Raw genomic sequence first — 14,189 nt, forward strand, 5'->3', positions numbered from 1 at the left:
GCACGGACCTCCGCAGTCACTCCCGTACCCCCGCCGACGCCACCGCCCGGCCCCGCCACACCGTGTGCGCGCCGGGTACGACCGCCGCCGCGACGGCCAGCACCGCGCACGCGACCGCCGCCGCGCCGACGGTGTCCCACGGCATGACGATCGGTGACCGCACCGACAGCAGCCGCAGAGCGACCCACATGCCGCCCAGGTTGAGCAGCGCGACCAGGAGTCCGAGGAGCGCCCCCACGGCGACGACGGTGAGGGCCTCGGCGCCGAGGAGCCGGAGCACCTGCCAGGGCGTGGCCCCGGCCAGCCGCAGGACCGCCAGTTCACGGATCCGGTCCGAGGTCGCCATCACCATGGTGTTGACCAGCGAGATGGCCGTGTACAGCAGGGCGATGCCGAGCACCAGCGCGTAGCCGAGCCGGGCGGTGCGGTCGGTCTCGGGGTACGTCGCCCTGACCCATCCGTCGGCGGTGTGCACCCGCCCGCCCTCGGCGGCGACCGCCTTCCGCAGCCCCGCCGCGACCGCCTCGGCGTCGGCTCCGGCGGCCACGGCCACCTCGACCCGGTCGACGACGGCACCCGGGGCGTTGGCGGGGGTGACGTAGACGCCGTTGCCGCCGGTGCCGGTGGTCATCACGGCGGCGATCCGCAGCGTCCTCGGCGTGCCGTCGCCCAGCCGGACCCGTACCCGGTCGCCCACGGTGTGCCGCTCCCACTCCTCGTTGACGACGATCGAGCCGTCGTCCAGGTCGCTCAGCCTCCCGGCCGCGAGCGGCAGCCGCGCGGTGGCCGCCAAGGCGTGCGGGTCGACGGCGCGGGCGTCGGACCGGACGAGCGCCACCCCGTCCTCCAGGACGTACACCGCGCTGGACGAGGTGGCGGAGACCTCCGCCCCGGGGATCGCGCGCAGCGCGCGCAGCGTCCGCGCGCCGAAGCCGGTGTCGTCGGCCGGGGTGATGACGTGGTCCGCCGTGGTCCGCTTCCGGGTCTCGGTGGCCCGCGCCTCGTTCAGAGTGGCGACGGCCCCGAGCAGCGAGCCCGCCAGGGCGACCGTGACCAGGACGGGCGCCGCGATCGCCGCCGTACGGCGCACTCCGGCGGCGGCGTTCTCCCGTACCAGCATCCCTCCGGCCCCGGGCAGCCGGGCCGGGAGCCAGGTCAGCAGCCGGGTCAGCGGGCGGACCACGACCGGCGCGAGCAGCGCGACGGCGGTGATCAGCAGCATGGGCCGGACCACATAGGTCTTGCGGTGCAGGAGTTCGCCGGGAGTTCCCGCCAGGGCGAGGACGAGGGTCAGGACGGCGGCGAGCAGCAGGCCCGCGCCGCACAACAGGCGGCCCCGGGTCAGGGTCCCGGTGTCCACGGACGCCTCCCGCAGCGCCTGGACGGGACCGATGCGGCCGGCCCGCCAGGACGCGGCCACCACCCCGCCCAGCGCGACCAGCAGGCCGGTCCAGAAGGCGAGATGGTACGGCCAGGTGGGCCCGCCGATCCTGAACCAGGCCGGTGCGAGACCGCCGTCCACCACCCGGGCGGCGAGTCTCGGGGCGCCGTACGCGCCGAGCGCGCAGCCGGTGGCGGAGGCGAGCACCCCGACCACCACGGCCTCGGCGAGCACCAGCCGGCGGAGCTGACCCGGTGTCGCCCCGGCCATGCGCAGCAGCCCGAACTCCCGGCTCCGCTGGGCGACGGCGAAGGCGAAGGTGGAGGCCACGACGAAGACGGAGACGAAGGCGGTGACGCCGCCCGCCGTGCCGAACAGCGCGTTGAGCGCGGTGAGCGCCTCGGTGTCCCGCTCCGGGTCGGCGTCGGCGTACCGGCGCGCCTCCCCGGTCAGCACCTGGGCGCCGCTCCCCCGTACCGCCTCGCGGACGGCCGCCGGGTCGGCGTCGACCACCAACTGGCGGCTGACGGGCGCCAGTCGAGCGGCACGGGCATCGTCGTGGAACACGGCGTTCTCGAAGCCGCCATCGCCCTCGCCGCCGTGGTCGGCCGCCGCCGTGCCGACGACCCGCAGCGCGCCGTGGTCCGTGCGGATCCACTGGCCGGGGTCGGCCCAGTCGCCGCTGACGACGACCTCCTCGGCCGTGCGCGGTGCCCGCCCTGAGGTGATCTCGTACGGGGCGAACGCCGCGCTGGACCAGGCGTGGCCCACCAGATCGGCGGGGCCGTCCTCCGCCCGTACGGCGAAGGAGCGGTCCTCGGTCACGGGGCCGAGGTCCCTCAGCGCGGCCACGGTCGCCGGGGGCACGGGGTGGGGGTGGGCGAGGGGCTGGGTGCGGTCGCCGATCGGGGTGGGGACGCGGAGGGTGTCCTGGCCCTTGACCACGACCGGCGCGGCGGAGAAGCGCTCCGGGGCGCGTTCGGGCGCGTCCAGGGAGGCGGCGAGGGTCAGTCCCATGACGGCGAGCAGGGCCGTGCCCAGGGACAGGGCGACAAAGCTGCCGGTGAAGGTGGTCCAGCGGGAACGGAGGGTGCGCAGCGCGATCCTCAGCACGGGGCGCCCTCCAGACGGGCCATGCGCGCGGCGATGGACTCGGCTCCGGCGCCGGTCAGTTCGCCGTCGACGCGGCCGTCCACGAGGAAGACGACACGGTCGGCGTAGGAGGCAGCGACCGGGTCGTGGGTGACCATGACGACGGTCTGGCCCTCGCGGTCGACCATGGCGCGCAGCAGGGCCAGCACCTCGCGGCCGGTACGGGAGTCGAGGGCGCCGGTCGGCTCGTCGCCGAACAGGACGTCGGGGCGGGTGATCAGGGCGCGGGCCAGGGCGACGCGCTGCTGCTGGCCGCCGGAGAGCTGGGTGGGCCGGTGCCGGGCCCGGTCACCGAGGCCGACCTGGTCCAGTGCCGCGCGCACCCGGGCGCCGGGCACCCGGTGGCCCGCGAGGCGCAGCGGCAGGGCGACGTTCTGCTCGGCGGTCAGGGCGGGCAGGAGGTTGAACGCCTGGAAGACGAAGCCGACGCGCTGCCGGCGCAGCAGGGTCAGCCGGGTCTCGCTCAGCCCGGTCAGTTCGGTGCCGCCGAGGGTGACCGAGCCGGAGGTGGGCCGGTCGAGCCCGGCGGCGCACTGGAGGAGGGTGGACTTGCCGGAGCCGGAGGGGCCCATGACGGCCGTGAAGGTGGCCGGGGGGAGGGACAGGGAGACCTGGTCGAGCGCGGTCACGGCGCTGTCGCCGGAGCCGTAGCGTCTGCTGACCCCGCGCAGGACGATCGCGTCGGGGTCCCCCGGCGCCGGTGCGCTCGCGCTCCCCCGCCCCGGTCCGCCCCTCTCCCCCGACCCGCTCCTCCGCCCCGGTCCGCCGCTTTCCCCCGACCCGCTCCCCCCTCCCGGTCCGCCGCTCTCCCCTGGGCTGTTCGGCCGTCCCCGCTCGATCATCCGTCCCCGCTCCCGTCGTCCGTCCGTCCCGGTCCGGGCCGTTCGCCCGGTGGCTCCACCCAAGCGAACGGGGGCCGTCGGGCGCAGTGCGGCAGAGCGGAGACCTGGGGTAGGGCCAGGCATACCCCCAAGGCTCCCGCTGGGTGGATGGCGGGCTCCGGAGCGGGCGTTCTACGGTGACCGGCATGCAGGCTCGGAATGTGTGGCAGGCCATGGCGCGGCCCGGCTTCGTCGTCTCCTGGTGGCCGTGGCGCTCGGTCGCCTATCTGGTCACCGGCGCGGTGACCGGTGCCGTCGTCCTGGTGGGCCTGGTGGCCGCGGTGGCGGCGGGCGGGGTGCTCGCGCTGGTGCTGGTGGGGCTGCCGCTGCTGGTGCTCACCGCGTTCGCGGGGCTCCCGGTGGCCCGGCTGGAGCGGTACCGGCTGCGTCTGATGGACCGTGACCCGGCGCCGGACGGCCGACGGCCGGTCACCGTGCCGGGGCTGTGGCCCTGGGCGCGGACCCGGTTGCGAGAGCCGGGCACCTGGCGCGAGCTGGGCCACACCGTGCTGCTCGCGGTGCTGCTGTGGCCGGTCGACGCCCTGGTGGTCGCGGTCGCCCTGCTCTGTCCGCTGTCGCTGGTCGCGACGCCCCTGCTGATGGCGACGGTCGGTGAGGGGCGGGAGGCGAAGGTGCTGAAGGAGTGGACGGTCACCGCCTGGCCCGCGGCGTTCGGGGTGGCCCTGCTCGGGCTGGTGCTGCTGGCCGTGTGCGCCTATGCGCTGGGGGTCGCGGCGGGGGCCCGTGCGGAGCTGACCCGGCTGCTGATCGCGCCGCGCGGGGGCGACCTGGACGCCAGGGTGGTCGAACTGACCCGGTCCCGGGTGCGGTTGGTGGACGCGTTCGAGGCCGAGCGGCGCCGCATCGAGCGCGACCTGCACGACGGGGCGCAGCAACGCCTGGTCGCGCTGACGATGACGCTGGGCCTGGCCCGGCTGGACGTACCGCCCGGTCCGCTCGCCGACCAGCTCGCGAAGGCCCACGAGGAGGCGGGGGCGGCGCTCACGGAACTGCGTGAGCTGATCCACGGCGTCCATCCCAAGGTGCTGGCCGACTACGGGCTCCAGGAGGCCGTCGCCGACGCGGCGGACCGCTCGGCCGTCCCGGTGGACGTCGGACTGCGCCTGGCGGGACGGCTGCCGCCGGCCGTGGAGGCCGCCGCGTACTTCGTGGTGTGCGAGGCGCTCGCCAATGTGGCGCGGCACAGCGGGGCGGGCCGGGCGGAGGTGGACGGCGAGCACCGCGACGGCCGGCTCTTCCTGCGGGTCGGCGACGACGGGCGGGGCGGCGCCCGGGCCGGGGCGGGCGGCGGTCTGACCGGTCTCGCCGACCGGGTGTCGGTACTGGATGGCAGACTCTCGCTGTCCAGCCCGCCGGGCGGACCGACCCTGCTGTCCGTGGAGATCCCTTGCGAGTGGAGCGAGCGCTGCGCGTAGTACTGGCCGAGGACAGTGTGCTGCTGCGGGACGGGCTCATCGCCCTTCTGGAGCGCTTCGGCCATCAGGTCGTGGCCGCCGTCGGTGACGCCGAGGCGCTGATCGCCGCGGTGGAGGCGGACCCGCCGGACGTCGTCGTGACGGATGTGCGGATGCCGCCCGGCTTCCAGGACGAGGGACTGCACGCGGCGGTGCGGCTGCGCGAGCGGCGGCCCGGTCTGCCCGTCCTGGTCCTCAGCCAGTATGTGCAGCGCACGTACGCCTCCGATCTGCTGGACTCGGGCGACGGCACCGGTGTCGGCTATCTGCTGAAGGACCGGGTCGGTCAGGTCGAGGAGTTCGTCAGGGCGCTCGGCGAGGTCGCGGCGGGCGGCACGGTGGTGGACCCGGAGGTCGTACGGCAACTGCTGCGCCGTCGGCGTGATCCGCTGGAGCGGCTCACCGCGCGGGAGCGGGAGGTGCTGGCGCTGGTCGCGCAGGGCAGGTCCAACCGGGCGGTCGCCCGTGAACTCGTCGTGTCCGAGGCGGCCGTCGGCAAGCACATCGGCAGCATCCTCACCAAGCTGGATCTGCCGCAGGCCGAGGAGACCCATCGCAGGGTGCTGGCCGTACTGGCGTATCTGCGGGCCTGAGTACCGGGGGCGGACGCCCTCGCCGGGCGGTCCCGGCCGACAGACCCTAGGCTCGTGGCGGCACCCCCATCGACGTACCGGCGCCCCGGGGTTCCCGGGGCGCCCCCAGCGCCGCCGGAGATCCGATGCTCGCCTCCTGGTACGACCGCCAAGGCCCCGCCCCCGATGTCCTGCGGGTGGGTGAGCTGCCCGATCCGTGGCCGGGGCCGGGCGAGGTCCGGGTCCGGGTGGCCGTGTCCGGGGTGAATCCGGGCGATACGAAGAAGCGGCAGGGCTGGCTCGGTTCGTCCATGCCGTATCCGCGGGTGGTGCCGCACAGCGACGGCGCGGGCGTGGTGGACGCGGTCGGCGAGGGCGTCGACGCGGGGCGGACGGGACAGCGCGTGTGGGTGTACGGCGCCCAGTCCTACCGGGCGTTCGGCACGGCGGCACGGTACGTGGTGGTGCCGGAGGAGCTGGCGGTACGGCTGCCGGACCATGTCCCGGACGACCTGGGGGCGTGTCTGGGCATCCCGGGGATCACCGCGCACCGCACGGTGTTCGCGGACGGCCCGGTGGACGGCGCGACGGTCCTGGTGCACGGCGTCCTCGGCGGGGTGGGCTCGCTGGCCGCGCAGTTGGCGCGGTGGGGCGGTGCCACCGTGCTGGGCACGGTCCGGCGGGGCGCGGATCTCGACCGGGTCGATCAGGCGGTGGTCCCGCACGCCGTGGCGCTGGACTGGGACGATCCCGCCGCCGCGCTGCTCGACCGGGCGCCGCGGGGAGTGGACCGGATCGTCGAGGTCGCGCTGTCGGACAACGCGGACCTCGACAACGCGGTGGCCGCCGAGAACGCCGTCATCGCCGCGTACGCGACCCGCGCGGACCGCACGGAGGTCCCGTTCTGGCCCCTGCTGTTCAAGAACGTCACCCTGCGGCTGCTGGGCAGTGACGACTTTCCCGGGCCGGCGCGGCGTCAGGCGGTGCGGGATCTCACCGCCGCCGCGGCCGTCGGCGCCCTGAGCGTCGGGATCGGGGCCCGCTTCCCGCTGGAGCGGATCGCGGCGGCGCACGACCGGGTCGACGCGGGCGGCCGGGGCCGGGTCGTGGTGGACCTTCCGCGGTAGCCGCCCCGGGACGGCGCCCGGGGTGCGGTCAGAGGGGCGGTACGCGGGCGAAGCGGGTCGCGATGTGCAGGTCCGTCTCGATGTCGGCGGCGGCGACCCGGAGCGGGGGCAGGACGTCGGTGACGCACTGCTCGGGGGTGCGGCGGCTGCTGTGCAGGGTGACGTTGACCGCCGCGACCGGGGTTCCGTCGCGGTCGCGGACCGGTACGGCGATCGAGCGCAGCCCTTCCTCCAGTTCCTCGTCCACGAGGGCGTATCCGTCGGCGTGGACGCGGTCGAGGGCGGCGGCGAGGTCGGCGGGGCCGGTGACGGTCCGGGCGGTGAGCGGGTCCGCTGCGGACCGGGCGAGCCGCGCCGCGCGCTCCTCGGGCGGCAGGGCGGCGAGCAGTACCCGGCCGACGGAGGTGGCGTGGGCGGGCAGACGGGAGCCGACGGCGATGTCGACGTCCATGATGCGGCCCGTGGGGATCCAGGCCGTGTACTGGACGTCGTCCCCGGCGAGCACGGCGAGCGCGCTGGAGTCCTGGACGCGCCCGGTGAGGGCGGTGAGGTGGGGGCGGGCGATCCTCGGGAGGGTGGTCCTGGACAGCGGCGGGAAGCCGAGGGCGAGGACGCGCGGGGTGAGCCGAAAGTCGCGGCCGTGGGCGGTGACGTGGCCGAGGTGTTCGAGGGTGATCAGGGCGCGGCGGGCGGTGGCGCGGGCCAGTCCGGTGGCCTCGGCGACGGCACTGAGGGTGAGGGACGGGCGGCCTTCGCCGAACGCCGTGATGACGGTCAGACCGCGGGCCAGTGACTCCACGAACTCCCGGCCCAGTTCCTGCTTGGAGGCTGCGGTCCAGCCGGCCAGCCCGGACGGGGTGCCGGGGGCCGGCGGGGGCGGTCCGGCGGTGAGGGCGGCTTCCATGGCGGTGACCGTCGTCCGCAGGGGAGGCAGCAGGGCGGTGCGCAAGGAGTCGGCGCTGTGCCGGCTGGTGTGGCTGACGACGCTGACGACGCAGGCGATCCGGCCGTCCGCCGTCCGCACGGGGGCGGAGAGGGCGACGAGTCCGGGCTCGATGAGCTGGTCGTCCAGCGCCCAGCCGTCCGACCGCGCCCGCTCGACCGCCGTCCCGAAGGCGTGGTCGGGGGTGGGGTGCGGGCGGGGCGGTACGGCGGGGAAGGTGCGGTCGGTGGGGTCGGCGGCCCGGCGCGCCTGCCAGCGCCGCCAGTCCGCGGCCGTCCACTCGGTGGCCAGCAGGGGGCCGGGGGCGGTGCGTTCGGCGGGGAGCAGGTCGCCGATGCGGAAGCTGAGGGAGAGGGCGCGGCGGCGGGTGGCCTGGTGGAGGAAGCGGATGCCGTCGCCGTCCGCCACCGCCAGCGACACGGACTCGTCGAGGGCGTCGGCGAGGGCGTCGGCGTGTTCCCGCAGCAGGGCGGGCAGTCGCAGGGCGGCCAGGTAGGCGTTGCCGAGTTCCATGACGCGGGGGGTGAGGTGGGCGGTCCGGCCGTCGAGGCGGACGTGACCCATGCGCGCGAGGGTGGCGACGATCCGGTCGACGGTGGAGCGGGCGAGTCCGGTGGAGCGCTCCAGTTCGCTGAGGCCGGCGCCGCCCCCGGCGTCGGTGAGATGGCGCAGCACGGCGATACCGCGCATCAGCGGGGCGACCGCCTCGGGGGGCGGCGCGCCCGCCGGCCCGGGGTCGGGGGGCGGCAGGGGGTGGCTCGTGGTCATGGGCGCTCCGTGACGAAGGTCGGGGCCACCGTAGCCGGGTGGACGGTGCGCGGGGTCCGGGGTGTGCGCGGCTCGGGGCCGTTGACAGGACCGGGAGCCGCGCGCACACTCACCCCGGTAAGTGTGAACTATTTTTCACCAGACGAACAGCCGCCTCGCCGCGGTGCCCGATGACCGTCCCGAGGCATCCGGAGGCCGTTCGGCCGCCGTTCGGCGGCTGTTGGCGACGTTCGGCGGCTGTTAGGCGGCTGTTGGCGACCGTTCGGCGGCCGTTCCGCGGCTGTTGGCGACCTTCGGCGGCGAGGAGATGCCCATGCACACCACGGTCGGGATCATCGGCGGCGGCCCCTCGGGACTCCTGCTGGCCCGTCTGCTGCACAACGCCGGGATCGACAGCGTGGTCCTGGAACGACGCGACCGGGCCTACGTCGAGCAGCGGCAGCGCGCCGGGATCCTGGAGCAGGCCACGGCGGACGTCCTGATCGCGGCCGGTGCCGGGGCGCGGCTGGAGCGGGAGGGGATACCGCACGAGGGCATCGAGCTGCGTTTCGGCCGCCGGTCCCACCGGCTGGACTTCCCGGCGCTGACCGGCGGCCGGCGGGTCTGGGTGTACGCCCAGACCGAGGTGGTGAAGGATCTCGTCGCGCTGCAACTCGCCGAGGGCGGCCCGCTGCTGTTCGAGGCCGAGGTGTACTCCGTGGACGGCGCGGACACCGACCGCCCGCTGATCCGCTACACCCACGAGGGCCGCGAGCAGACCTTGACCTGTGAGTACGTCGTCGGCTGCGACGGCTACCACGGGGTGGCCCGCACCGCCCTGCCCGAGCGGGTGCGCACCACGTACGAGCGGGTCTATCCGTACTCCTGGCTGGGCATCCTCGCCGAGGCCGCCCCCGTGTACGGCGAGCTGATCTACGCCCATTCCGAGCGCGGCTTCGCCCTCGCCAGCATGCGGTCGCCCACGGTCAGCCGGCTCTACCTCCAGGTGCCCAACGGCACCGATCCGGCCGACTGGCCGGACGAGCGGATCTGGGACGAGCTGGACGCCCGCCTCGCGACGGACGCGGAGCCCGGCCGGCTGCTCCGGCGCGGGCCGGTCACCGGCAAGTCGGTGCTGCCGATGCGCAGTTCGGTGACCGAGCCGATGAGCCACGGGCGGCTCCATCTGGCCGGGGACGCGGCGCACATCGTGCCGCCGACGGGCGCGAAGGGGCTGAACCTGGCCGCCGCCGACGTGGTGGTGCTGGCCCGCGCCTTCGCCCATCTCCGGAGGACCGGCTCGGCCGCGCTGCTCGACGCGTACTCCGACACCTGTCTGCGGCGGGTGTGGCGGGCCGAGCACTTCTCGTACTTCATGACCACGACCCTGCACACCGACCCGGACCAGAGCCCCTTCGAGACCCGGCTCCAATGGGCGCAGCTCGACCGGATCGCCTCCTCCCCGCACGCCGCGGCGGAACTGGCCGAGAACTACACGGGTCTGCCGCTGCCCAGGGTGGGGTGACGTACCCGCCCGTCCGGCCTGCTGAGATGATGGCGCCGACCACGACCGGGCCAGGGCACCGCACCCCCGCACAGGGCGCCACCCGGCCCGTACAGCAGGAGCAGCAAGGGAGAAGCGCATGATGGCACTCGTCCTGATCGGCGTGCTGGTACTCGCCGTCGGCGGTTGCGTCTGCGTCGTCTGGGCCTCGCGCGGCGGCCCGCGCTGGACCCGGGCCGTCGCCTCGGCGACGCTGGCGGCGGGCGAACTCGTCCGCAAGTCGAACCGCTCGGGCGGGCGTTCGAGGTCCGGGGACGAGGGGTAGCACCCGGACGGGCAGTCGCCTCGGTGTCGTCGTCAGCCGCCCTCCTCACTGATGTTGACCATCCAGGACACACCGAACCGGTCGGTACACATGCCGAAGACGTCGCCCCACATCTGTTTGTCCAGCGGTACGGCCACGGTGCCGCCCGCGGAGAGCTTCTCCCAGTAGCCGCGCAGGGCGGCGCCGTCGTCGCCGCTGAGGCTGATGGCGTAGGTGTTGCCGGGGGTGTACTGCATTCCGGGCGGCGTGTCGGCGCCCATGAGGGTGGGGCCGCCGTCCGGGGCCTCCAGCATGCCGTGCATGATCTTGTCGGCGCCGGGGGCGCCCTCCTGGCCGTACTCGCCGAAGGTGTGGAGGGCGAGGGTGCCGCCGAAGACCCCCTGGTAGAACTCCAGCGCCTGCCGGGCGTCGCCGTCGAAGCTGAGATACGGGTTGAGTCGCGTGGCCATGGTTCCTCCTGGGAAGCGGCCGGAAGTCCGGTCGTCCGGACGCTAACGCGCGACGCGGATCACGGCGCTCCCGGCAGGACCACTTGGAGCACACGGCGCTCGTGGCGCCGCGCGGACGGGACACGGGGGCGACGCACGCCCCGGTGTGGCGATCGGGCTGGTCCGCTCCCGGCTGGTGTGCCGGGGCCAGGGCGGGCGGGACCGGCGCCGAGCGTGCGCCACCGGCGTTCAGATCGGGGTCAGTGCGGATCGCAGCACCCCTCCCTGCGCAGTTGCCGGCTCACCTCCAGCCAGTCCTCGGCGGCGGACCGTGCCGTCGTGGTCTCGAACGCGTCGATCAGGTCGCTCTGTTCGAAGAGCAGTCCGCCGCGCAGGACGGCCGGGGTGCGGACGAGGGTGGCGAAGTCGGTGAACGGGTCGCCGTCCACGAGGGTGAGGTCCGCCAGCTTGCCCCGCTCCAGCGTGCCGAGGTCCCGGTCGGCGCCGAAGACGCGGGCGGGCAGCACGGTCGCCGTGCGCAGGGCCTCGGCCGGGGAGAGCCCGGCGCGGTGCAGGGCGCGCAGGGCCAGATGGAGGTGGAGGCCGACCGGGACGAGCGGCTGATCGGTGCCGAGCGCGACCAGGCCGCCGCCCGCGAGCACCCGCCGGTAGATCGCCGTCTCACGGCCCAGCGTGTCCAGTTGGTCTCTGGTCGGCGGGGCCGCCGCCTGCTGGCGGACGAGCGCGGTGTCCCAGGGCGGCATCAGGGTGCTGACGCGCGGGTCGTCCGCCAGGGCCGGGTCGGCGCCCAGCAGCGGGCCCGCGGTGAACGGGGTGGCGACGAGGTGGAAGTCGGTACCGGTGTAGATCTCGGTGACGTCCTGGTAGGAGCTGCCGCGCGCGGAAGTGGCGTGCCCGAACTCCAGCCGCTGGGTGGCCTGGAGGTGGGTCGTCAGGTCCTGTCCGAGCTGCACCCCGGGGCTGCACAGATGGCTGCCGCTGCGCACCCCGAGCCGCTCGTGTGCGAAGGAGGACGCCTCCTTCATCACCCAGCCGGGGGCGCGGACGTAGGTCTTGACGAAGTCCCAGTCCAGCGCGGCGGCGCGGGCGAGGGAGCGGTGGAGGCCCTCACGGGTGCGGTGGGCGCGGCCCATGCTGTAGGCGACCCGGGCGCCGTCGAGGAGTTCGCCGGTGGTCAGCAGGCGGGGCCCGGCGAGGACCCCGGCGGCGACGGCCTCGCGGAGGCGGGCCTGTTCGTAGGCGAAGCCGCCGAAGGAGACGGCGGTGGTGATGCCGTAGGCGAGTTGGAGGGCGGTCTGGCGTCCGCCGTAGGTGGACTGCCAGGGGTGGGTGTGCGCGTCCCAGAGGCCCGGGATCACGGTCCGTCCGCTCGCGTCGATCCGGCGGGCCGCCGGGCGTCCGGAGCGGTGCGGGACCACCTCGGTGATCCGCCCTTCGCGGACGACGACGTCGATGTCCTCGCGGACCTCGCTCCCGGTGCCGTCCCAGAAGCGGCCCGCGTGGACGACGGTGTCGGCGGGGCGCGGCCTGCGGTGGTCGAGCGGGACCCGGACGGTACGGGCCTTGCCGCTGTCGACGTCCAGCAGTCGGAGTCGGCCCGCCGAGAGGTAGAGCAGGGTGCGGGCGTCGGCGGACCAGGAGGGGTGGTCGGCGGGCTCGTCGGTGAGGCGGCGGGGTTCGCCGTCGGGGGTGCCGTCGGCGCGGACCGGCAGCAGCCACAGGGCCGATTCGGCGACCACGGCCATCGCGCGGCCGTCGGGGGACCAGACGGGCCCGGAGTCGTAGCGGTCGGAGAGGGAGGTGTGCGGGGCGAGGGCGTGCAGGGTGGCGGCGCCGGTGGTGGTGTCGACGACCCGGATGAGGTTGTAGCCCTCGCGGAAGCGCCGGTTGAGGCGGTTGCGGTCGCACAGGGCGACGTACCGGCCGTCGGGCGACCAGCTGGGCCGGCCCGGCAGTCCGCCCGTGCCGAGCGGGGCGGCGAGGACGCGTTCGGTGCCGCCGGGCAGGTCGCGCACCAGCAGGTTGCCGCTGATGTCGAGGCAGGCGAGTCGGGTTCCGTCGGGCGAGAGCGCGGGGAAGATCCGGCCGCCCTCGGCGAGCACGGTGTCGGCGCCGGTGGTGAGGTCGCGGCGGCGTACGGCGAACAGCCCGTCGCGGTCGTCGGCGTAGACGAGCGCCTTCCCGTCGGCGGTCCAGGCCGGGGCCGACACATAGCGGGTGACGGGTGCCTGGAGGATCTTGCGGGGTGCCCGGCGCCCGTCCGTGGGGGCCGTCCACAGGGCGTTGAGCGCGGCGAACGCGACGGAGGCGCCGTCGGGCGAGAGCGCGGGCAGATGGAGCGCGCGCACGGGGCGGGTTCCGGTGCCCTCGAAGTCGTAGGTCTTGCCGCGGTACTTGGGACGGTCCACGGGGAGTGTGGCGGTGAACGCGATCTCCTCGGCGGTCGCGGGCGCGTCCGGGTCCGTGAGGCGGAACCGGCCGTCGACGCAGAGCAGCAGTCGCCCGCCGTCGGTCCAGCGGGGCGGGGCCGCAAGGACGTCGCCCGCGACGGCGATCGGCTCGCCGTCCACGACGAGGGTGCAGGAGGCCGCGGGCGCCGCCGTGGTGCGCAGCAGGGCGAGGCGTCCGTCGGGTGCGACGGCGGGGGTCATCAGCTGGGCGCCGGAGCGGTCGAGGTGCTCGGTGGTGACCGGACCGGCGCCGTCGGAGGCGACCGCGGCGACGGTGTCGGCGCGCAGGGTGCCGGAGGCGGTGACGGCGGCCCGGACGAACAGCACGCGCTCGCCGTCCGGTGACCAGGTGGGGTCGGAGTCCTCCCACTCGCCGTCCTGCCCGGGCCCGGTCTGTCCCGGGTTCCCGGTGAGTCGGGTGAGCGCGCCGGTGCGGACATCCACGACCCAGATCCGGTACGGGGATCCGGTCACGGTGTCGCCGCCGCGCTCGGAGGCGAACGCGATCCGGGTGCCGTCCGGTGACCAGGCGGGGGCCCGGTCGTCGAAGGGGCCGTCGGTGAGGCGGCGCAGGCCGGTGCCGTCGGGGCGGAGTGTCCAGAGGTGGAAGCCGCCGCCGCGGTAGGCGCAGACGACGAGGGTGCCGCCGTCGGGCGAGAACTGCGGGCGGGTGGGTTCGAGGCCGGGCACGGTGAGCGCGACGGCCTCGCCGCCCGCGCGCGGGACGGACCACAGGACGCTCTGGACCTCGGCGACGAGGTGCTTCCCGGAGGGCGCGAGGGTGGCGGAGCCGCCGGTGGCGGCGGTGAAGGTGAGGGTGGTGGTGGCGGCGCCCGTGCCGGGTGCGGCGACTGCGGCGGGGGCGCCGGGTGCGGTGAGGCCGGAGGCGGTGACGGTGGCGGTGACGGTGACGGTGACGGTGGCGGTGACGGTGGCGGTGGCGGTCGCCTGGAGGAATCTGCGACGGGAGAGCGGGCCGGGGCGAGAGGAGTCCGAGCTGGCGTCGATGTCCAAGGATGCTCCCAGTGCACGGGGTTGGGGTGCCGGACAGGAGAGACCACGGGGAGCAACGTACGGGGGTGGGGCGGATTCCGACGGTGGCTGCGGCGGATATCGGCCGATCTTCACTCCAGGGGTGGGCCAGGGGTGGACAGATCGTTCCCCTGCCTTTCACGAGGCGATC

Annotated in this window: 10 protein-coding genes; 5 read left to right on the top strand and 5 right to left on the bottom strand. The window is 75.3% G+C overall.

Translation table 11 applies throughout. The features are described 5' to 3' along the window. Positions 1-16 precede the first annotated feature (16 nt). Both ACIQNG_RS13765 and ACIQNG_RS13770 read right to left on the bottom strand, forming a co-directional pair. Positions 17-2,494: an FtsX-like permease family protein gene (locus ACIQNG_RS13765; RefSeq protein WP_401484821.1), complete on the bottom strand. Its 2,478-nt coding sequence runs from the start codon at positions 2,492-2,494 to the stop codon at positions 17-19. After that, positions 2,488-3,375: an ABC transporter ATP-binding protein gene (locus ACIQNG_RS13770; protein WP_401484823.1), complete on the bottom strand. Its 888-nt coding sequence runs from the start codon at positions 3,373-3,375 to the stop codon at positions 2,488-2,490. The genes ACIQNG_RS13765 and ACIQNG_RS13770 overlap by 7 nt, the downstream gene beginning before the upstream one ends. Positions 3,376-3,560: 185 nt before the next feature. Here ACIQNG_RS13770 and ACIQNG_RS13775 point away from each other — a divergent pair, with 185 nt between their 5' ends. From ACIQNG_RS13775 to ACIQNG_RS13785, 3 genes are all read left to right on the top strand, one after another. Then, the gene (locus ACIQNG_RS13775; RefSeq protein WP_401484825.1) at positions 3,561-4,850 is read left to right on the top strand and encodes a sensor histidine kinase; all 1,290 of its coding nucleotides are present in this window, start codon (positions 3,561-3,563) and stop codon (positions 4,848-4,850) included. Then, positions 4,823-5,482, top strand: coding sequence for a response regulator (locus ACIQNG_RS13780; RefSeq protein ID WP_401440047.1), 660 nt, complete (start codon positions 4,823-4,825; stop codon positions 5,480-5,482). The genes ACIQNG_RS13775 and ACIQNG_RS13780 overlap by 28 nt, the downstream gene beginning before the upstream one ends. Before the next feature lie 125 nt (positions 5,483-5,607). After that, positions 5,608-6,588 carry an NADPH:quinone reductase gene (locus tag ACIQNG_RS13785; RefSeq protein ID WP_401484827.1) on the top strand — a complete coding sequence of 327 codons (981 nt, stop codon included), beginning with the start codon at positions 5,608-5,610 and terminating at the stop codon, positions 6,586-6,588. Positions 6,589-6,616: 28 nt separating this feature from the next. Here ACIQNG_RS13785 and ACIQNG_RS13790 read toward each other — a convergent pair whose 3' ends face one another. After that, positions 6,617-8,299: an IclR family transcriptional regulator C-terminal domain-containing protein gene (locus tag ACIQNG_RS13790; protein WP_401484829.1), complete on the bottom strand. Its 1,683-nt coding sequence runs from the start codon at positions 8,297-8,299 to the stop codon at positions 6,617-6,619. Positions 8,300-8,612: 313 nt separating this feature from the next. On the opposite strand from ACIQNG_RS13790, the gene ACIQNG_RS13795 reads away from it, so the two are divergent. Then, the gene (locus ACIQNG_RS13795; RefSeq protein WP_401484831.1) at positions 8,613-9,803 is read left to right on the top strand and encodes a 4-hydroxybenzoate 3-monooxygenase; all 1,191 of its coding nucleotides are present in this window, start codon (positions 8,613-8,615) and stop codon (positions 9,801-9,803) included. 118 nt (positions 9,804-9,921) lie between these two features. Continuing rightward, positions 9,922-10,107 carry a hypothetical protein gene (locus ACIQNG_RS13800; protein ID WP_401440055.1) on the top strand — a complete coding sequence of 62 codons (186 nt, stop codon included), beginning with the start codon at positions 9,922-9,924 and terminating at the stop codon, positions 10,105-10,107. Positions 10,108-10,139: 32 nt separating this feature from the next. Here ACIQNG_RS13800 and ACIQNG_RS13805 read toward each other — a convergent pair whose 3' ends face one another. Beyond that, entirely contained in the window at positions 10,140-10,556 is a 417-nt protein-coding gene (locus ACIQNG_RS13805; RefSeq protein ID WP_401440057.1) for a VOC family protein, read from the bottom strand. Positions 10,557-10,795: 239 nt separating this feature from the next. Next, the gene (locus tag ACIQNG_RS13810; protein ID WP_401484833.1) at positions 10,796-14,020 is read right to left on the bottom strand and encodes an amidohydrolase family protein; all 3,225 of its coding nucleotides are present in this window, start codon (positions 14,018-14,020) and stop codon (positions 10,796-10,798) included. Positions 14,021-14,189 lie beyond the last annotated feature (169 nt).

Source organism: Streptomyces sp. NPDC091377 (assembly GCF_044757045.1).
Classification (GTDB): Bacteria; Actinomycetota; Actinomycetes; order Streptomycetales; family Streptomycetaceae; genus Streptomyces.

Bases quoted from the DNA above. Each gene is read 5' to 3' on its own strand.
- ACIQNG_RS13800 (WP_401440055.1), top strand. From the start codon at position 9,922: ATGATGGCACTCGTCCTGATCGGCGTGCTGGTACTCGCCGTCGGCGGT.
- ACIQNG_RS13795 (WP_401484831.1), top strand. From the start codon at position 8,613: ATGCACACCACGGTCGGGATCATCGGCGGCGGCCCCTCGGGACTCCTG.
- ACIQNG_RS13790 (WP_401484829.1), bottom strand. From the start codon at position 8,299: ATGACCACGAGCCACCCCCTGCCGCCCCCCGACCCCGGGCCGGCGGGC.
- ACIQNG_RS13775 (WP_401484825.1), top strand. From the start codon at position 3,561: ATGCAGGCTCGGAATGTGTGGCAGGCCATGGCGCGGCCCGGCTTCGTC.
- ACIQNG_RS13770 (WP_401484823.1), bottom strand. From the start codon at position 3,375: ATGATCGAGCGGGGACGGCCGAACAGCCCAGGGGAGAGCGGCGGACCG.
- ACIQNG_RS13805 (WP_401440057.1), bottom strand. From the start codon at position 10,556: ATGGCCACGCGACTCAACCCGTATCTCAGCTTCGACGGCGACGCCCGG.
- ACIQNG_RS13785 (WP_401484827.1), top strand. From the start codon at position 5,608: ATGCTCGCCTCCTGGTACGACCGCCAAGGCCCCGCCCCCGATGTCCTG.